The organism is Oxynema aestuarii AP17 (genome assembly GCF_012295525.1).
GTDB lineage: Bacteria > Cyanobacteriota > Cyanobacteriia > Cyanobacteriales > Laspinemataceae > Oxynema > Oxynema aestuarii.
In genome coordinates this window covers 2,363,975-2,383,799 of sequence record NZ_CP051167.1, presented here as the reverse complement: position 1 = coordinate 2,383,799, position 19,825 = coordinate 2,363,975, and the positions used below count along the sequence as shown (strand labels likewise).

The 19,825-nt window shown below is 53.5% G+C and carries 16 protein-coding genes and 1 pseudogene; 8 read left to right on the top strand and 9 right to left on the bottom strand.

Annotated elements, in window-relative coordinates; translation table 11 throughout:
- The first annotated feature begins 384 nt into the window (after positions 1 to 384).
- Both HCG48_RS09670 and HCG48_RS09665 read left to right on the top strand, forming a co-directional pair.
- Complete coding sequence (locus HCG48_RS09670) at positions 385 to 864, top strand: hypothetical protein (protein ID WP_168568972.1); 480 nt, start codon at positions 385 to 387, stop codon at positions 862 to 864.
- A 92-nt stretch (positions 865 to 956) separates the two neighbouring features.
- Complete coding sequence (locus HCG48_RS09665; protein WP_168568971.1) at positions 957 to 1,148, top strand: hypothetical protein; 192 nt, start codon at positions 957 to 959, stop codon at positions 1,146 to 1,148.
- Positions 1,149 to 1,251: 103 nt separating this feature from the next.
- Here the strand turns inward: HCG48_RS09665 and cysE are convergent, their stop codons facing one another.
- The gene (gene cysE / locus HCG48_RS09660) at positions 1,252 to 2,004 is read right to left on the bottom strand and encodes a serine O-acetyltransferase (RefSeq protein WP_168568970.1); all 753 of its coding nucleotides are present in this window, start codon (positions 2,002 to 2,004) and stop codon (positions 1,252 to 1,254) included.
- Positions 2,005 to 2,114: 110 nt separating this feature from the next.
- Positions 2,115 to 2,609, bottom strand: coding sequence for a hypothetical protein (locus HCG48_RS09655; protein WP_246260005.1), 495 nt, complete (start codon positions 2,607 to 2,609; stop codon positions 2,115 to 2,117).
- 259 nt (positions 2,610 to 2,868) lie between these two features.
- Here HCG48_RS09655 and HCG48_RS09650 point away from each other — a divergent pair, with 259 nt between their 5' ends.
- Together HCG48_RS09650 and HCG48_RS25940 are read left to right on the top strand one after the other, a co-directional pair.
- A complete protein-coding gene (locus tag HCG48_RS09650; RefSeq protein WP_168568969.1) occupies positions 2,869 to 3,021 on the top strand; it encodes a hypothetical protein in 153 nt (50 codons plus the stop codon).
- A gap of 102 nt (positions 3,022 to 3,123) precedes the next feature.
- The gene (locus HCG48_RS25940; RefSeq protein WP_246260003.1) at positions 3,124 to 4,398 is read left to right on the top strand and encodes an ABC transporter permease; all 1,275 of its coding nucleotides are present in this window, start codon (positions 3,124 to 3,126) and stop codon (positions 4,396 to 4,398) included.
- Here the strand turns inward: HCG48_RS25940 and HCG48_RS09635 are convergent.
- The 5 genes and pseudogenes from HCG48_RS09635 to HCG48_RS27020 all read right to left on the bottom strand — a co-directional run.
- A complete protein-coding gene (locus tag HCG48_RS09635) occupies positions 4,340 to 5,494 on the bottom strand; it encodes an AI-2E family transporter (RefSeq protein WP_168568968.1) in 1,155 nt (384 codons plus the stop codon). The genes HCG48_RS25940 and HCG48_RS09635 overlap by 59 nt on opposite strands.
- 227 nt (positions 5,495 to 5,721) lie before the next feature.
- Positions 5,722 to 6,561, bottom strand: a complete 840-nt coding sequence (locus HCG48_RS09630; protein ID WP_168568967.1) for an Npun_R2479 family HD domain-containing metalloprotein — start codon at positions 6,559 to 6,561, stop codon at positions 5,722 to 5,724.
- A 186-nt stretch (positions 6,562 to 6,747) separates the two neighbouring features.
- Complete coding sequence (locus HCG48_RS25430) at positions 6,748 to 6,897, bottom strand: hypothetical protein (protein WP_210437209.1); 150 nt, start codon at positions 6,895 to 6,897, stop codon at positions 6,748 to 6,750.
- A 77-nt stretch (positions 6,898 to 6,974) separates the two neighbouring features.
- Entirely contained in the window at positions 6,975 to 7,028 is a 54-nt protein-coding gene (locus tag HCG48_RS27025) for a hypothetical protein (RefSeq protein ID WP_445974482.1), read from the bottom strand.
- A 149-nt stretch (positions 7,029 to 7,177) separates the two neighbouring features.
- Positions 7,178 to 7,222, bottom strand: a pseudogene (locus HCG48_RS27020) (hypothetical protein); the annotation flags it as partial.
- A gap of 501 nt (positions 7,223 to 7,723) precedes the next feature.
- Between HCG48_RS27020 and HCG48_RS09620 the strand changes: the two are divergent.
- Both HCG48_RS09620 and HCG48_RS09615 read left to right on the top strand, forming a co-directional pair.
- A complete protein-coding gene (locus HCG48_RS09620) occupies positions 7,724 to 9,343 on the top strand; it encodes an efflux RND transporter periplasmic adaptor subunit (RefSeq protein ID WP_168568966.1) in 1,620 nt (539 codons plus the stop codon).
- A 123-nt stretch (positions 9,344 to 9,466) separates the two neighbouring features.
- Positions 9,467 to 12,625 carry an efflux RND transporter permease subunit gene (locus HCG48_RS09615; RefSeq protein ID WP_168568965.1) on the top strand — a complete coding sequence of 1,053 codons (3,159 nt, stop codon included), beginning with the start codon at positions 9,467 to 9,469 and terminating at the stop codon, positions 12,623 to 12,625.
- Positions 12,626 to 12,752: 127 nt separating this feature from the next.
- Here the strand turns inward: HCG48_RS09615 and HCG48_RS09610 are convergent, their stop codons facing one another.
- Together HCG48_RS09610 and HCG48_RS09605 are read right to left on the bottom strand one after the other, a co-directional pair.
- The gene (locus HCG48_RS09610; RefSeq protein ID WP_168568964.1) at positions 12,753 to 13,463 is read right to left on the bottom strand and encodes a response regulator; all 711 of its coding nucleotides are present in this window, start codon (positions 13,461 to 13,463) and stop codon (positions 12,753 to 12,755) included.
- A 567-nt stretch (positions 13,464 to 14,030) separates the two neighbouring features.
- Positions 14,031 to 14,243, bottom strand: coding sequence for a hypothetical protein (locus tag HCG48_RS09605; RefSeq protein WP_168568963.1), 213 nt, complete (start codon positions 14,241 to 14,243; stop codon positions 14,031 to 14,033).
- 332 nt (positions 14,244 to 14,575) lie between these two features.
- Between HCG48_RS09605 and HCG48_RS09600 the strand changes: the two genes are divergently transcribed.
- Both HCG48_RS09600 and recR read left to right on the top strand, forming a co-directional pair.
- Positions 14,576 to 18,634, top strand: coding sequence for a PAS domain S-box protein (locus HCG48_RS09600; protein ID WP_168568962.1), 4,059 nt, complete (start codon positions 14,576 to 14,578; stop codon positions 18,632 to 18,634).
- Positions 18,635 to 19,132: 498 nt separating this feature from the next.
- Positions 19,133 to 19,765, top strand: coding sequence for a recombination mediator RecR (gene recR, locus HCG48_RS09595; protein WP_168571827.1), 633 nt, complete (start codon positions 19,133 to 19,135; stop codon positions 19,763 to 19,765).
- The last annotated feature ends 60 nt before the right edge of the window (positions 19,766 to 19,825 follow it).

Sequence of the window (19,825 nt, the reverse complement as noted above, 5' to 3'; positions counted from 1 at the left end):
AAAAGAAAACGTTCGCGATTGATTTCGGCAGCAAAAATATATGAAATTTTATAAATCAGTTGAGCTTCAACCTATCGTCTCTGTATTTTCCCTGATATGGGGTCTTGTTTCCGATCGCCGTGAGATTGGAAAATCGATCTAAGTTTAGATTTAAAAACTTCAAAAGGCGATCGGCAAAGATCGAGAACCATCCTGCAAGCCAATCTCGATCTCAGAGGCGATCGCCCATTTCGATCGGCCTGGTATCGATCGCCGCCAAGAGTAGTGCGATCGACAAAAATTAATCGCTTTGACCGGAACAATGCCCCGGCGCCGCGATCGCCGTGATGCAAGGGTACCGGAAATGCCGATAATAGAATCGATATCTATTCCCTCTGAATATCAATGGTTCAATACACCCTCGCCGAATCTCCCGAAATCATCCTGACCGTTCCGGGAAGAGATTCCGCTAAAGCTCGCGCAAAAGCAATGGATCGCTTGGTCGAACTGATGGACGCGGGAGAGTTACCCACCAAACTCGCCGACGGCTTTAGTCCCGAACGATTTATCGAAGTCAAAGAACCCAAAATCGAACCCGATCCTGACGAAGCGGTCACGGAAGCGGTTCAGATTCTCAGTAGTCTGGTGACCCTGAAAGAAAAACTCGATTCGTCGCGGACTGAAGCGCTCAAAGTCCGGCAGCAAATCGATTTACTCTTTGAAGACGAGCCGATAAGTGAAGAAGATATTGCCAGTCTCAAGGACGGTTTTAAAGTTCTCAAATCCTTTGCTCAAGCGAATCAGCGCTATAAAGCGGCTAGAGAACAAGCGCAAGAGGCGCGCCAGATCCTCGATCGCGCCTTAAACTCTTCATCTGGTGAATAGTCGGGCGGGTTTACACTTCGCTCTCGTCAAGAAAGACCCCCCAAATCTCTCTGAAAAAGGGGGAATTGTATTTCACAAATTTGTTAAATTTTATGCTCGAAACCTTGGTCAACGATCCGTTTTTCTACCCCTTGATGACGGGTCATTTTGTAATGTCGGCAGTGGCGATCGCCCTGGCCAAATCGAAAGGATTTGACTTGCTCGTTTGGATTCCCCTCGCCGCGATTGGCGGCACCTTCGCCGTGGCGATCGCCCTGTTCAAACCGAAGCGAACCGTCCAATAAAAATCACCCAACCATAACAAACGCCGTCGGTTGCTAACTCCAATCCAACCGACGGCGATCGCTCAATTCAAATTCAGAATAAATTCACGAAAAAACCAGAAAATTAAATACCCGCCCCATCTAAAAACTGTTGAATTTCGCGGTCTTGGAGGCGACAATTGGGAGCGCGGGAGAACTCGACAGCAGCATCGTGAGGGGCGATCGCGCCGACCAGAGTTTTCGGTTTCTGTTGGATCTGCTCGACTTGCTGTTCTAACTGGTCGATGCGATCGACCAACGCCCGAATGGCGACCGCTTCCGAGTCCGGAAGCTGTCCGTGTTCCAAAGGATTGACTCGCACCCCGGAACGATAAACGATGCGCCCCGGAATGCCCACCACCGTACAATCGGACGGGACATCGCGCAACACCACCGATCCGGCACCGATGCGGACGTTATTCCCAATTTGAATATTCCCTAACACCTTGGCCCCAGCGCCGACCACGACGCATTCGCCGAGGGTCGGGTGACGTTTGCCCGTTTCTTTCCCAGTTCCGCCGAGGGTAACGCCCTGATAAATCAGGGAATAATCGCCGACGATCGCGGTTTCCCCAATCACCACGCCCATCCCATGGTCGATAAACACCCCCCGACCGATTTGGGCTCCGGGGTGAATCTCAATTCCGGTAATAAATCGGCTCAAATGGGACATCAAACGGGGAATGAAGGGAAGTCCCAGATGGTGGAGCCAATGAGCGATGCGGTGAAATAGCAGCGCTTGCAGTCCTGGATAGCAGAAGAGAACTTCTAACCAGTTGCGGGCGGCTGGATCGCGATCGAAAACGATCCGGAAGTCAGTTACAAGGGTACTCAGCACGCTTTTTGACCACTTTCGGCAGATAAGTCAATTTCTATCTTATCGTTCTCGTTGCCCTTGCCAACCACTGCAAATTGAAGAAGCGATCGCTTCCCGTGTCGGCAAAGCCCTCAATTGCGTGCGACCGAAAGGGTGTAGTTATGACGCGCCCCGGAATCGATCGAACCGACCCAAACTTTATAACTGCCAGAGGGCCACTGACCGTCTGCAACGCTCGCATCGCGACTCGATCCGGTGTCGTCCCCACACAGTAACGATCCGTCTGGAGCTTCAACGATCAAAGTCGTATCGAAACCGCCACTATCGACGGCGACGGTGAGATTGCGAAAATCCGCTTGCAATTCGAGAATATGATCCGGTGTGGGGTCGCCAAAACCCAAACAGGGGTTACCGAGGCGATCGCGCTTGCCGATCGCGGCGGGAAGGGAGGTAGACCCTCCGGTTTGTCCGGAAACGATCGCCGAACTGGGGCTGAACCCTTGCGCTAAGGTCAGGCGATCGAAATTGGCCTGTTCGGCTAAAACGGGTAAACTGCCCAGAACGATCGCAGTCCCGAGAATGAAAACAGTACGGTGAATGGATTCGATCCGATGATGTAACCTCATGGCGATCGACCTCCTGAATAGGGGTGTGAAGTGAGCAAACTGGAACCCGTCCCGCGATCCGCCCGATTGCTCGCGAAGCTGACGCGGGGACTGATTCCACTTTTATTTTGGCCGACAACCAAGGGTCTAAACTAAACGAGAGTGGCACTTTTAGGAACTGTCACGGGAAAACTCATCCGAAAACAGGCGATCCGCCTCCGGCGTCCCCCGGCGATCGCGCGAGCCATGCCAAAATTGTTGAGTTATTGAACGTTTTGCCATGATTGTTAGCGCCATTTTTACGTTTATCGGTTGGTTATTAACTCAACTGTTAGTCATCCAACCGATCGCCTTTCTCCATGCCCTGCATCTTCCCCAATGGTTAGGGTGGGGGGCGATCGCGCTATTTTTAGTGTGGTGTTTGGATGATTGAGCCGGGGAAATTTTAGAAGCAAGGGGAAGTGGACAAGAAGCCCAAAGCAAAAAGCAGAAATCAGCCAATCTAAAATCTAAAATCAAAAGAGGTTCGGACTCGATGAATTGGTGGCAAAGATTTAAAAAGAATTCTCTAGCTCGATTTGGAGCAATCTTATTATTAGTGTTCTACTTAACGGCGATCGCCGCCGAATTCGTCGCCCCTTACGATCCCGTCGTTTCGCAACCGGACGGATCCCTGCTGCCACCAACTCAAATTTACTGGCGCGACCAAAAGACGGGAGCATTTCTCGGACCGCATATTTATCCCACTCGGCAAGGGGCAATCGACTTAGAAACGGGCGATCGTGAATTAATTCAAGACTTCGATCGCCCCTCTCAATTAGGTCTGTTCGTCAAAGGACCCGAATACACCTTTTTGAGAATTCGTCTCCCGTGGCCCGAGGAAATTTCCTGGTCTTTCCAAGAAGCTGCCGAGGCAGAGTCCGACGCCAATCCCGGGGAAGCCAGCGCGCCGAGTCCCCCGACAACCCCCGAAGCTACGGACGACGCCACCGAAGACCCTGCACGACAACAGAAATTTTCAATTTGGCCGAAGATTAAATGGGGCGATGTCGAAGTGTTTGGGGGCATTCCGGGCGATCGCCACCTGTTCGGCAGCCTCGGCGAAGCTCACTTTAACCTTCTCGGTACCGACGATCAAGCCCGCGACCAATTCAGCCGTTTAGTCTATGGCGGACGCATCAGCCTCTTTATCGGCTTAGTCGGCATTTCCATTTCTTTTCCCCTCGGGATGCTCGTCGGCGGAATTTCCGGCTATTTCGGCGGACTGGTCGATAGCGTCCTCATGCGCTTAGTCGAAGTGCTGATGACCATTCCCGGGATTTACCTCCTCGTCGTCCTCGCCGGGGTTTTGCCCCCGGGATTGAGTAGCGCCCAACGCTTCTTACTGATTGTCTTAATTACTTCCTTCATTCGCTGGGCTGGACTGGCGCGGGTGATTCGCGGACAAGTCCTTTCGATTAAAGAACGGGAATTCGTACAAGCCGCGCGGGCGATGGGCGCCAAACCTTTTTACATCATCGTCCGTCACGTCCTGCCTCAAACCGCCACCTACATCATCATTGCCGCCACCTTATCCGTTCCCGGCTTTATCGTCGCCGAATCCGTTCTCAGTTTGATCGGGTTGGGGATTCAACAGCCCGATGCCTCTTGGGGAAATATGCTCTCTCTGGCCACCAACGCCTCGATTTTGCTGCAACAACCTTGGTTGGTGTGGCCCCCAGCTTTATTAATTATTCTGACTGTTTTAGCGTTTAATTTGCTCGGTGACGGTCTGCGCGATGCCCTCGATCCTCGGAGTTTGCAGCGCTAGATCCGGCTAAATCCTCCGTCGGGGCCGCTTCGAGGGCGGGATTGTGGAAAAAACTGCCCGTTTGGGGCGGCAACGTCGGATCTAGGACAATTTCGAGCAAGCTCTTGACCACTCCGGTGAGGGGAATGGCCAAAATCACGCCGAGTAACCCGGCAACCCGGGCGCCCAAGAGGAGAGAAGCAAAGATAATGACTGGGGAGAGTCCGGTCAAGTTACCCATAATCCGAGGGGCGATCAGGTTATCTTTGACTTGTTGTAAGGCGACGGCAAGGGCTAGCACTTCCAGGGCCAGCCACCAATCGAGGAAGGCAACGACAATGCAGACGGCGCCAATGCCGAGGGTGGCGCCGACGAAGGGAATGACTTCCATCAAGCCGATAAAGACGGCAAATAAGAGGAAAAAAGGGACTTTTAACAACCAAAAGCCGACGGTGAGGGTAACGGCCATAAATAGGCCGAGGAGGAGTTGTCCGGTGACGAATTTCTGAAGGTTGCGCTGGAGAGATTCGGTGAGATTTTGGCGGATGTTGGGGGAGACCATGGCGGTGAGGGTTCTCCACACGCGATCGCCGTCAATCAGCATGTAGAAGGAAATGACTAAGATTAAAATGAGGTCGAAAAACCAACTGAAGGTTCCCATGACTAAGCCGAATCCTCGCGCGGCGATCGCCTGAACTTGCCCTTCGATGCGCGAGACGAGTTGCTGTTCTAAAATGCCGACATCGAAGGGTAAATTATGCGTCGCACTCCAGGCTTGAAATTCGGCGAGTTGTTGTTGTCCCGATTGAAATAAAGACGGTAAGTTATTGACTAATTGTCGGGCTTGGTTGAAGACCGGGGGAACTACAGTCAGCGCGATAAAAACGACGACCAATCCCGCCGTCAAATAAACGGCGATCGCCGCGAGGGGACGCGGAACGATCTTTTGCAGTTTAATCACAGCATAATTGAGTAAAAAGGCGATCAACCCTGCAGTGACGAGAATCGCGATCACTTCGCCCACATAACTGAGCGCGTTGAGGGTTGCCCATCCCGTCAGCAGGATTAACAACCAAGTAATTAAAGACTGTTGCAGGGGCGAAAAAACTCGATTCATGATGTCAGTTTGCGGGCTGTTGTTCTGCAAAAATCGGGCAAACGGAGGGGATGGCGATCGCCCCTAACTCTAGCAATTCTCAATTGCTTCCGGTACAAACTTGCCGTCCGATTTGCTACCCCACGAAAACCACAGGTGAATCGGGGGATGCTCGATCGGGGCGACAAATACCATCCCCCTGGATTCCCAACCCTTTGAATTTGATTTGACTGAAGTTAAGAAGAAAACTATTCTTCTACAGCTTTTTCATGTTCGACCACAAACACGTTGGAGTATAAATTAGCGACAACTTGTTTTCCTTGTTGGGTCAACATTAAATAGCTGAGCGAATCTTTCACGTAAGGATAAACCCCGTGCCAATAAAATTTGGGATAGTTTTTGCGTAAATCTCCCGGATGTCGATATCCCAGGGCTTTATTAGTTCCTGTTTCTTCAAATTCGTAGAATAAAGCCCCGATTTTTTTGAGATAACGCGGGTCGCTCAATTGTCCGATCAAATCTGCCGCGCGCACCAATCCGGGATAGTGAACGGTATCTTGATGGTCTTCCGCTTTGGGAACGGGAAAACGAGTCAGTTCGATATTGCGTTTGATCGTTTCCGCGTCGATCAATTTGTGACCGCCGAAGCGTTCCTCGATAAACAATTTGGCTCGGTCTACATGGTAAGGGGTCAGACCCGCATCGGAGGAACCCGGAGGGAGGGGAATCATCTGACCGTTTTTCCCGGTCGCATAGAGTCCGTCGTGGTCTTGACGACAGACGCCTTTGACATAACCGATGTCGTGGCAGACTAGAGAAATAATGTAATGCAGCCAGTCTTCGCAGGAAACGCCGCCTTCGCGGATGTGTTTCCCTCGTAAAATCTCCTGCCCGACAAGCGTGACCAAGATGGTATGTTCGACGTTGTGATAGAGGGCGTCGCTGTTGGCGATATTTTCCAGCGCCATGCTTCCGGCCCAAGCAATGATGTCTTCATAATCCGGCTTATACCCCCCATAGGTGCGGTGATAGCCGTCTCTGAGCCGTTGAACAAAAGCGTCAATCAGAATTTCAGTAGCATTCAACATAGCTTGGTTGCTCGCTCGCGCGCAATTGCAAATCTCGGGGACGTGCAGGAGTGGCAGATGCTCCTTCTTTATCTTTGACATGCTCACCGCCGAAGGAAGGACGGTGATTTCTAAACCTCACCATTTAGATTCGGAGCTTCTGTCCCTGACGGGTTTTTCGCTGTAGGGGGGGTTCGCGAACCCCCCCTACTCTTTTCCGGAGCAATGTCCTTCAAGTCTTACACTTGCTCCACAGGCGGTAACGGTGTGTCCCACCGCCAAAAGATTCTGTGCGGTGTTGATGTGGCGATCGCGAACCGTCCCACATTGGGGAAAAGTCCACTCTCTGACACTCAACGGCACCGAATCAGCTTTGTGTCCGCAGGATCCCCCCCAACCCCCCTTACCAAGGGGGGCGAAGGGGGATTCGGAAACTATCGATCTACCTTGACGAGAGTTCGTCCGTACCACTGGCATTGATAGTCCAGTTGGTTAACAAACTCTCCCCACGCACCAAATAGCGAAAAGTGAACAGTGAAAAGCTATTCACTTTTAACTGTTCACTTTTCACTTTAAAGCGGGTTGTCAGTTTGTGCAGGTAGTCGCTCGGAGCATTTTTGATTTGTTCGTGAATTTTAGCAACTTTACGGCGTGCTTTATCTTGATTCTGACAACCCTTCATCTTACGAGACAGGGATTTCTGAGCGCGTCTCAGGCATCCCCCCTTCGCTCCCCTTCCCAAGGGGGGCGAAGGGGATGTCGCACGCAGCCGAGAGTCCGCCGCAAGAGGGACTCTTGCTCTTAGGTGGGATAGAAGCGATATCGGAATGCTCGAAGTGTCATTGTGGCAGGTTATCCTCTCGGCCCATTTTACGGTCAATCCGCCCTAGAAGGCTTGCCCTGAGCTAAGTCGAAGGGGCGGGGTTTAAAACCCAAAATTTTTGATCGAGCATCCTAGCTCGTTTTGTCATAGACCGCCTTAGCTCCGCGACGCCGGAGGCGGATTGCCAGCGTTGACTTGACGCCCACCGGTCGAGATTCGATCTGCGATCGCCCCCTGGAAAAAGCCTACCTTCTCCCTTTGCCTTTAGAACGCTGGAGATTACAATTAAAACAAAGAAACATTTTTTAATGTTTCTTTGCGCGACGTTAACAATTGTCTGTAAAGCTGGGGTAGACTTTCGTGACCAAATCAGCTTTCCCCGAACCGGAAGACCTCGAACCGATCGCCGTTCCCGTAGACGATCCGGCGTCCGAACCCGACGAAGAGGGGAGCGAGTCGAGACCTCCAACGGCATCGGGGGGGAGTAAATGGCGAGGAATCGCGATCGGCATCGGCATCGGGATCGCGACCACCTTGGGAGGGATCCAAATCCTCTCGCAAGTCAACTCGACGGCTCAGGAGAGTCCGCCGCCCGCAGAAACGGCACCGACGGCGACTGAGGCGCCAGCGACCCAAACCGTGAGCGTGGCGACGGTGGAAGCGACGACGATCGCGCGGACCTTCAACGCGACGGGAACGGTCCACGCTTACGATATGTTACCGATTCTGCCCCAAGCGACGGGCTTGCAAATTCAAGAAGTTTTAGTCGATGAAGGCGATTACGTCGAACGGGGGCAAGTCTTGGCGATTTTAGACGATGCGGTGCTGCAGTCGGAAATCGATCGCGCCCAAGCTCAAGTCGAAGCCCAGCAGGCGATGCTCGGCGAACGCCAAGCGGCGATCGCCCAAGCTCAAGCCGCCGTCCAACAGGCGATCGCCGCCCGCGCCGAAGCCGCCGCCGCCGAAGAAAATGCCCGCGCCGGACAACTCGAAGCCGAAGCCGCCCGCGAACAGGCGATCGCCAATCTCGCCCGCGCCGAAGCCGACCTCGCCCAAGCCGAACGAGAGGGCGATCGCTACCAAACCCTCGCCGACGAAGGCGCCGTCAGCCAACAAGAACTCGAAGTCCGACGCACCGCCGCTCAAAACGCCCGCGAAGCCGTCCGCGTCGCCGAAGCGAACCTTCGCAGCGCCGAAGCCAAAATCGCCAGCGCCCGCGCCCAAGTCGAAAGCGCCCGCGCCCGCCTCAAAAGCGCCGACGCCAACGTCAGCATCGCCAGCGCCCAAGTCGAAAGCGCCCGCGCCACCGCCAGCAGCGCCACCGCCAGCGTCCGCAACGATCGCGCCCGAGTCGAACAAGTCAAAACTCAAATCGACCAAACCGTGGTGCGCGCCCCCGCCGACGGCATCATTGCCGAACGGATCGCCCGGGTCGGCGACGTCACCAGTGGGTCGCAAAAACTGTTCTCGATCGTCAATCGCGGCGAACTCGAACTGCATCTAGACATCCCGGAAACCCAACTGCCCCAAGTGAGAATCGGCAGCGCCGTCAAGGTCACCTCCGACGCCGACCCGCGCATTCAAGTCCGGGGAACCGTGCGCGAAATCGCCCCTCTGGTCAACGCCGACAGTCGTCAAGCCACGGTCAAAGTCAGTTTGCCCGCCAGCGACCTGCTGCGCCCGGGGATGTTCCTGCGCGGCGCGATCGCCACGGGGAACATCCAAGCCCTCAGCGTTCCCGCCAAAGCCGTTTTACCGCAAAGCGACAAGCGGGCGATCGTCTATCTGCTCGATCCCGACGAGACCGTCAGCGCCCAAACCGTGGAGGTCGGCGAACTGGTTGACGGGTCGAAATTAAACGTCAACGAAGCCCGAGTCGAAATTAAATCGGGCTTGGGACTCGGCGATCGCGTGGTGGTCGAAGGTGCGCCCTACGTCAAGGACGGCGATCGTGTTCGGATCGTGGGGAGTGGGGAATAGGGAATCGGGATGTGGGAACCTCGGCGCGCTTCTAACGGCGAAACTCTCACGTCCAACCTTTAACACCCAACTGACGATCGCCCCCCATCTAAAAACTCTCAAAAAATCTAAAAAAATTCCCCAATGTCTTTCCATCTTTCCACCGCAGCGATTAAAAAACCCGTTCCCACCTTAGTCGCCTTTTTAATTCTGACCGTGGTGGGATTGATGTCCTTCGGACAATTGGGAATTGACAATAACCCAAACATCGACATCCCCGCCGTCACCGTCACCGTCACCCAACCGGGGGCCGGACCGTCGGAACTCGAATCTCAGGTGACCAAACCGATTGAAGATGCGGTCGCCGGATTGGGGAACATCGACGAACTCACTTCCACGGTGACCGACGGGATCTCGACCACCACCATTAGTTTTGTTTTAGGAACGGATAGCGATCGCGCCACCAACGACGTTCGCAATGCAGTGTCCCAAATTCGGCAAGAACTGCCCCAAGATATTAACGATCCGATCGTGCAACGGTTGGAATTTGCCGGGGGACCGATTATGACCTACGCGGTCAGTTCCGAAGGGCGATCGGTCGAAGAATTGAGCGATTTGGTCGATCGCACCATCAGCCGCGCCTTACTCAACGTGCCCGGCGTCGCCCAAGTCAATCGCGTCGGCGGTTTAGACCGGGAAGTGCGCGTCGAACTCAATCCCGATCGCCTCAAAGCCCTCGGAATTACCGCCACCGAAGTCAACGACCAAATCCGCGCCCTCAATATCAACCTTCCCGGCGGTCGCAGCGACGCCGGAGGACGAGAAAAAACGATCCGCACCCTCGGTAGCGCCCCGGATGTTGCCACATTGAGCAATTACGAAATTCTCCTACCGTCGGGAGAATCGGTTCCCTTGTCCAGTGTGGGCGAAGTCCGCGACGGTTTCGCCGAAGCCCGCCAACTGGCCAGGTTTTGGGAGGTAGGCGAACCCCCGTCGGAGAACGGCGAGATCGCCCGCGCGGTGGTCTCTTTCTCGGTGCTGAGATCGACGGGGAGTACCTTGGTCACCGTGGAAGAAGGGGTGCGCGAAGCGATCGCCGAGTTGCAAAAAACCTTACCGGACGATCTCGATCTCAAGCTGATTTTCACCCGCGCCAATGCGATTCGCGATTCCTATCAAGCGTCAATCGATGCGTTGGTGGCGGGGTGCGTGTTGACCGTGTGCGTGGTCGGTCTATTTTTGCGCGACTGGCGCGCGACCTTAATTACCGGGATTGCTTTACCCCTGTCGATCGTCCCGACCTTTATGGTGATGCGATCGCTCGACTATACCCTCAACGGGATGACCTTGCTCGCCTTATCCCTCGCCGTCGGGAACTTAGTCGATGACGCCATTTGCACGATCGAAAATATCGACCAACATTTAACGATGGGGAAAAAGCCCTATCGCGCGGCGATGGATGCGGCCCGGGAAATTGGCTTGGCGGTTCTGGCGACCACGGCGACGATCGTAGCAGTCTTTTTACCCGTAGCATTTATGGGGGGCGTTCCCGGTCAGTTTTTCCAGCCCTTCGGCGTGACCGTATCGGTTTCGACGATGTTCTCGACCTTGGTAGCGATGACGATGACGCCGATGTTAGGGGCGTATTTGTTAAAGCCGAAGGCGAAAACGAGAGCCTCCGAAGGGGCGATCGCCGTCCCCAAACTCGGGTTGTACCGTCGTTTGCTCGTGTGGGGATTGCGCCATCGGATCGCGACCTTATTAATTGCCGTGGCGTTGTTTATCGGCAGTTTGCAATTGGTGCCGTATATTCCCAAAGGCTTATTCAGTAACGGGGATACGGGACTGAGTACGGTCAATATCGAACGGCCCCCCGGTTCGACCCTCGAAGACAGCGATCGCACCATGCAGCAGACGATGGCGTTATTACAGGACGACCCGGCAGTATCGAGTATTTTAGCCACTGCGGGAACGGGAGGCAGCGATCGCGCGGTCAATCAGGCGACCCTCTACGTCAATTTAAAACCGAAGGCAGAACGCACGGTGACCCAGCAGGAATTTGAGCAGCAAAGTCGTCAAAAATTCCTGCAAATTCCCGGGGCGCGGGTCAGTTTCCAGTCTTCCGGAGCCGGGGGCGGCGGCAAAGATTTATCGATCGTGCTTAAAAGTGAGAATCCGGCGGCGCTGAAACAGGCGGCAGATGCCCTAGAAGCCCAAATGCGCGGGATTGCGGGCTTGGTGGAAGTCAGCTCGACGGCGAGTTTGGTCAAGCCGGAGATTTTAATCGAGCCGGATATCGCCAGGGCGGGAGATTTGGGGGTTTCCGTGCGGGCGATCGCCCGGACCGCTTCCCTGGCAACGATCGGGGATAACGAGGCAAATTTAGCCAAATTCGACTTGCCGGACCGTCAAATCCCGATTCGGGTGCAAATTGCCGAACGCTTCCGCGAGGATCTCGATACGATTAACAACTTGGAAATTCCCCGCCAGACCGGGGGAACGGTGCCATTAGCGGCGGTCGCCCGCGTTTCGATCGGCAGTGGTCCGGCCCAAATCGATCGCTACGACCGCGCCCGTCAGGTGGTCGTCGAAGCCAATTTACAGGGAATTTCTCTCGGGGATGCCTTAGCCGAGGTGCAGGGCTTACCCGCGATGAATCCCTTACCTGCCGGGGTTTCCGAGCAACCTTCGGGAGATGCGAAGATCATGCGGGATATTTTCAGCCGCTTTTTAGGGGCGTTGGGGTTGGCGGTGCTGTCAATTTACGCAATTTTAGTGCTGCTGTATAACAACTTTCTGCACCCGGTGACGATTATGGCGGCGCTGCCCTTATCGATTGGGGGGGCGTTGTTGGGGCTGATGCTGATGCAGAAAGAATTGGGGTTGTTCGCGTTAATTGGCATCGTGATGTTGATGGGATTGGTGACCAAAAACGCGATTTTGCTGGTCGATTGTACGATCGCCAACCAACAGCAGGGGATGAAGCAATTTAGTGCGGTCGTGGAGGCGGGGATCTCCCGCCTGCGTCCGATTTTGATGACGACTCTTTCGACGATCGCCGGAATGATGCCGATCGCCTTGGAACTGGGGGCGGGGGCTGAAGTGCGCTCCCCGATGGCGATCGCGGTAATTGGCGGCTTTTCGACTTCTACCTTGCTCACCTTAGTGGTCGTTCCGGTCTTGTTTACTTACATCGACGGGTTGCAACGGTGGATCGTCGGCGTATTTACCGGGACGTCCCGCCGTCGCCGCCGTCTGCGATCGGTCCCTTCTAAAACTGGGTTGTCCCTAAAATCAAAATAAACTCCCAATCGCACCTGTTGACTGGATAGTTCTCGGCTTGGCGGGCAAGATGCCCGCCACTCTCCCAACATTGCTCTAGATTTCTCGATCGTCGTCCTGTTTTCTCTAGATGGAATCCTCGCAAGAATTAGCCGACTAAACCCGATCGCAACGCCAAAACTGCCGCTTGAGTGCGATCGTCAGCACAGAGTTTATTTAAGATATTGCGGACGTGAGTTTTGACCGTTCCCACGGTGATGTAGAGTTTTTCGGAAATTTCGGCGTTGTTGTATCCTTGCACGATCAACTCCAAGACTTCCAACTCGCGATCGGTGAGCGGATAGGCTTCGAGAATTTGAGTGACTTCCGGTTTGGGGGCTTTGATGCTCACCGTATTGTCCGCAGTCTCTCGCTCCGTTTGCGATTGACGTGCCTGTTTGAGAACGATCCCCGCGATCGCCGGATCGATCCAGGAATTCCCCTCGTAAGTCACTTTGACGACTTCTAGCAACTCGTCAAAATTAATATCTTTCATGCAATAAGAATCAGCCCCCGCAGCAAAAGCCGCCAAGACGGCATCTTCGCTATCCTGAAACGTCAAAATTAACACTCGGGTCGGATGTTTGTCGTCCTCCTGAGCTTGTTTGAGGCGCTGGGTCACCTCGATCCCGTCCATATCCGGCAACCCAATATCGACGATCGCCAGATCGGGATGAGTATCGAGAATTAACTTTAACCCAGACTTGCCGTTGGGCGCATCTCCGACGAATTCCAGTTCGTCCGACTGCTGCAAAGCGGTTCGGATACCGATCCGGGTCAAGTCATGATCTTCGACTAGAGCCACGCGAATTTCACTCATTTTCCACCTATCTTTAACGAAACTTTGAACTGCACAACTGGGAAACTACCCCTACAGATAGAGGTTAAGAGGGCGACCCTCTCGATACAGTTAAATTATCTAGATCTTAGGCATTTTTGCCGATCTTCCATCCTTCCGGGAGTCGAACCCCTCGACCCTCGGCCTCCAAAAGACTCTCGAATTGGCTTTATTCAGGGGCGGTCGCGCGTTTTTCCCGAATTAAAAGCAATCAAGCGATTCGAGCCGACTTGAGGTGATTTTAGCGTTTGTTGATGGGTTGGTTTGGAAGGGGGCGATCGGCAAATTTCGGGACGTTGAAATTCGTTTTTCAATCTCCTGGTTTCGGTACCTTAGATAATAATACCTTATCGCGGTTGTAAGGGCGATTCGCGAATCGCCCTTACAACTCTCGGAAACATCGATCGCGAGGGGGAATAGCAGTTATTTTTGGGAGTTTACCAAAATGGTAAATTTGCAATTTTAACAGCTCAATTCTAGCGATCGCCGTTCCGATTGTCGCACTCAGGGATTTGTGGAGAATTACCCAAACGGTTAAGGTGACTTCGCCTAAATCGAGGATTTTGTCGAACCGTTCGTAGGGTCGATCGCTCTTCCGGGCGATCGCGGGGCGTCCCCATCTGCAGCGACGATCGCGCGGCTTGCACCAATCGCCGGAGCGCGCGTAGGATTCGGACGATCGCCCCGATTGGCCACGGACTCGCCAGTGAGGGAGAGGCTGTTGGCGGCGTTCCTTGAATTCCAGGCAACTGAGTTCAGCATCAATCGAACAAGCGAATCATGAAAATCCCGAAAGTCTATTAACAAGCGATAAAAACAAGAAAATCAATTTTTCAGAGATAGAAACCAACCCAAACTGGCTGGTATTTTCAATCAATATCAAGTGCAAAATCGGGTCTTAAATTGCCGATTACTTTTGGCAAGGAGCGATCGGTTTTCCGGGGTTAAGTCGCAATTTTTCTGGAGAGACCCGGCGCGATCGCCGTAGGGGCGATTCGCGAATCGCCCCTACTCTCGATTCATTCGATTCAACAGCTAAACAAAAGAATTGCATATTGTCACTTAAAAACCCGTTGACAAGTAGATAAAGACCGATGAAAAAACGCCGAGATCCCATCGCCGATCCGGAACCTCAACTCTCAAGGTTGGCCGATCGCCCGCATCGTAAATCCGTGCGTTCTCCCGCCGAGGACGAACGGATGGACCTGTTACCTCAAATTGTCTGGAAAGCCAATCCCGACGGGGCGATCTGCTATTTCAACCGACGTTGGCAAGCCTATACCAACTTGGAACCGGAGCACAGTTTGGGATGGGCTTTTTTAGAGGCGGTTCATCCCGAAGACCGCCACAACCTCCAAAATACGATCGCGGGCGATCGCTCGGCATCTTCCCAGGAGAATCGTGGCGATTGTCAAGAAGTCGCCTTTCGCTTGCGCGGCTGGGATGGAGCCTATCGGTGGATGTTAGCGCAGGCGAACGCGAAACACGACAAAAACGGCAAAATTATCGAATGGTGGGGAACCTACACCGATATTCACCCCTTCAAACAAGCGGTTCGCTACATCGAACGACGACAAAGTTACCTCGCCGAATGCTTGCAACAGCTTTCCGTATGGATGGGGGGCAACGAGTCGAACTCCAAGAACCCCCTCAAGAACAACCCGAAACCCTTCAAGGCTGAAGAGTATTTGCGCCAAGGATTGCAACAGATCGGCAGTGCCTTCGCGCGATCGTCGCAGGGTCGATTCGCGAATCGCCCCTACTTTCCCCTCAAAGAGGCCGAGGGTTCCTTCTCCCAGTGCGATCGCCAAACGTACCGATGGATGGCCTTACTCTTGCAATTCTTCCGAGAAAATGATGGATTGGGGATCGGCGACGGCTTCGACGACCCACGACCCCGCAACCCGAACCCTCCAAACCGGAACAGATCCCTCCCCCACCACTTGCACGCTTTTTTCCCCTTTGGTACCGGAACCGAGACGCGCTGCGGTTCGGGTTGGAGTTTATTACTGCCGAGTACCGGATCTTCTTCGAGTGTGCCGAGCCATCCTGCCCTCAAACACAACGGGCATTTCGGAGTCGTCCAACCCGAGAATATGCCCGATTTCCGACGTATGAATGACGATCCTACACCCAACGCACTCAGAACACCCTGGCGGGAGAAACAACGGCTTTACCGTGCGGTAGTCGATGCCCTCAAAGAAGGGATTCTCGTCCATTTCACCGACGGGACGATCGCCGAGAGCAACCACCGCGCCCAAGAGATTTTAGGACGGTCGGCGGAGCAGATCGAGGGTCGTTCTTACAGTGACTCCCGTTGGCGGGCGATCCGGGAAGATGGTTCCCCCTTCGACGCCGACACTCACCCGGTACGAGTCGCCTTGGAAAGCGGGCGATCGCAATTGGACTGCACCATCGGGATTCACCAGCCCGACGGTAAGCTCTGCTGGCTTTCCCTCGACTGCATCCCCTTATTCCATCCCGGGGAAACCCGGCCCTACGCGGTGGTTTCCGCGTTTACCGAGATCGCCGAAGATCGGCAACGGGAACGAGTACTGAAAGAGCGCGAACGACGCGATCGCCCGATCGCCGAATATTCCAACGATCTGATTTCGCGGCACGATCGCGAGGGGGTTTACCTATACGCTTCTCCGGCGTGTCGTCACCTGCTCGGATACGAACCGGAAGAACTGGTCGGACACCACTGGCGCGAGTTTTTCCATCCCGAAGATCTCGCAGGTAGCGAGATCGACGATTTCGCCGATCGTGGAGCAGGTAACGGCGATCGTCCAGGGTCTCCCCAGGAGAGTCGCGACCCCTCCCAGACTTTAACTTACCGCCACTGCCGCAAAGATGGCACCTACATCTGGTTCGAGACCACCATGCGACGGGTACACTACGATCGCGACGGCATCCAAGAAACTGAAACGATCGCCGTTTCTCGCGATATCACCGCGCGCAAACAACAAGAAGCGGAAATACGCGCCCTCAATGCGGAACTCGATCGCCTCCTACGCAAGCAAAGCTTACAACTCGAAGCCACCAAACAACTCAAAGATGAATTGGTCGTGCGCGAAAAGTCGGCCTTGCAAGCCGCCGAAGCCGCCCAAGCGCGCTTGAGTAACGAACGAGCACAAATCGCAGCCTCGCGCCTGTTTCAATCCCGCGCCAGCACCTTATTAGCCGCCTCCCTCGACTACCAAACCACCTTAGAAAATCTCGCCGACGCGATCGTGCCGGAATTGGCCGACTGGTGCGCGATCGACGCGATCGAAACTCCCTCCGGAACCACCCGGGGAGCGACCCCATCCAGTCGCTGCTTGGCCGTGGGTCACGTCGATCCGGCTAAAAAAGAGCAAGTGTGGGAGTTACAACGGCGCTATCCCGTGGATGCGGACGGAACTTATCCCTATTTCAAGTCTCTGGCAGCATCTCGTTCCCCCAGTCCCGGCGCCTCGACGGGAGTGAGACCGGATGCGGTGTTTCACTTGACCGAAGCGGCGGATTACTGTTTGAAGATCGAACCGGAAGAACTCGATCGCGTCGCCGTGGATCCCGAACAGTTGGAATTACTGCGATCGCTCGGCTGCAGCGCTTATATTTGCCTGCCGATTCGCTTCGGACATCAAACCTTCGGCTCGATCTTGTTAGTGCGCGGGCCGTCGAGTCGATCGTCGTCCTCCACTCCGGGATGTTATACGGAAGCCGATCTCGCCGTTGCCGAAGATTTAGCCCGTCGGGCCGCTTTGGCGATCGAAAAAGCCCTCCTCTACCGCGAGGCGCAAGAAACTGGGGAACGACTGCGCAAAACGGTCGCCAGTTTGGACGAGCAGAAACGGCAACTGAGTACGTTGCAGCAGTTAGCCAATCGGCTCAACCAACAGATTGCCGATTTGCCGGAGTTGTTGCAATTGATGGTCGAAAGCGTCTGCAATGCGATTCCCAGCGCCGAGTTTTGCGCGATCGTCCTGCACGACCACCACAGCGACGTGCTGCAATTGCGCGCCGCCGCCGGAAGCGGTACGGAACATTTACCCCTCGGTAAACCGTTGGCGACCCAGGATTCCCTACTGCACGAGGTGTTTTCTACGGGAACGGCTCACTTACGCCAGCACCCGATCGCCGTCGGTAGCGAAGGTGAGGGGATGGCCCTGGGTGAAATTCCCGCCGCCGTCTATGCGGTTCCGATTGAATCGGCGCAAGCGGGTCGTTTGGGAGTGCTGTTGGTCGGTAACTGGCAAAATGCGGAAAGTTTCGATCTCGAAAGTCGCCGTCAAATGGTGGTTGCGGTCGGCGAACAAGCGGCGATCGCTATTAATAATGCCCGCTCGATCGAGATCCTCGAAGAACGCGAGCAATTGCTCGAAGTGCAGAATCAGATCCTGGCTCGGCAAAATCAGGAACTCGACGCCAAACGCAAGCAAATTGAGTTACAAAATGCCCGATTGCGCGAGGCATCCCGCCTCAAATCCCAGTTTTTGGCTACCATGTCTCACGAACTGCGAACGCCGATGAATGCGGCTCTCGGTTTTGCTCAAGTGTTGCTGCGATCGCGGCGCCATCCCCTCGCAGCGCAACAACAGCAAATGGTGGAGCGGATTGTCGAAAATGGCAGGCATTTGCTGCAGTTAATTGACGATATTATCGATTTGTCCAAGATCGAAGGGGGCAATTCTCAACTCAAGTTGCAAGAGTTCGAGTTAGATTTGCTCGTGCGCGCTACCTGCGAGGAGTTGAGAAATTTGGCCGATCGCAAACATCTAGGCTTAGAAATCGACATCGATTTAAGCGATGCGACGGTTTATAACGATCGCCTCCGCCTGCGACAGGCGATCTCCAATTTGCTCTCCAATGCGATTAAATTTACCGAATCCGGTTCGATTCGCGTTGAAGTGAGCGAAATCGGTTCGGAGGCGATCGCAATTACTCTCATCGATACGGGAATTGGCATTCCTAAAGCCGATCTCAAGCATATTTTTGAAGCTTTCCGACAAGTGGATCAAACGACGACCCGCAAGTATTCCGGTACGGGTTTGGGATTGGCGATCGCTAATTCTTTGGTCACCCTCATGCACGGGAAAATCACGGTCGAAAGCGAACTCGGGCAAGGTTCGAGGTTTCGGATCGAACTCCCTCGCCGCGTCCTGGGTTGAGATTTTAGATTTTAGATTTTAGATTAAAAATTTGAAATTTAAGCCTCCATACAGGATGTAGATTGAATCGAGATTGAACATTCGGCGATCGCCGCGATCGCTTGTCCTTTTTAGTGCCTATTTTTATTAGTGCCTAATTTTAATGACTTAAATGAATTGACAATTAATTATTTCTCGATTTTCATAAACCTACACTCACTCATTGATTTTCATCTCTAGAAAGACTACAAGACCCACTTTAACTATTCCGCAAAATTGGCCAAATTTTAAGATAGCAATTCTCAATGTTGTCAAAGCCATCATCGATTGGTTGAATTAGTGTTTCCACGGGAAGGATAGGTCGAGTGGGTGTAACTCGCGATCGTAAAAAAGGCCGTCACTCCCAACTTCTAATAACTCCTCACTTCTTCTTGCTTCTTTCCTTTTGGCTTTTGGCTTTTGGCTACAACCACTAATCCCTTCCCTTCCAACTCCCCACCCCCCATCCCAATTGCTACAATAAAAAACGACCTTTATCCCCTAAATAGGAGGCTTCCCGTTTATACTCGTCCTTTAGCTCGCCTCATCGAGCAACTGCAACGTTTACCCGGAGTTGGACCCAAATCAGCTCAACGATTGGCTTTATATCTGATAAAGCGTCCCGATGCCGAAATTGAAGCCCTCGCCGAAGCTTTAATTCAAGCCAAACAACAAGTCGGTTTGTGTCAGCAATGCTTTCATCTTTCTGCCGAACCTATTTGCGAAATTTGCCGCAATCCAAATCGGGATAAAAGTACGATTTGTGTCGTCTCGGAATCGCGGGATTTAATTGCTTTAGAAAAAACTCGCGAATATCGAGGACTTTATCACGTTTTGGGGGGCGTCATTTCGCCGATGGACGGTATCGGACCGGAACAGTTAACTGTCGAAGCATTAGTACGTCGAGTCAGCCAAGAAAAAGTGAAAGAAGTTATTTTAGCGATTAATCCTAGTGTCGAAGGAGAAACCACAACCCTATATGTCGGACAGTTGGTAAGACCGTTTACGAAAGTGACTCGAATTGCTTTTGGATTGCCGATGGGTGGAGATTTGGAATATGCGGACGAAGTCACTTTAGCCCGCGCTTTAGAAGGACGCCGCGAGTTAGAATAGAGTTACAATTAATCGAGAAAGGGACGCGAGATCTGCGTCCCGGAATTTGGCCAATCTTCC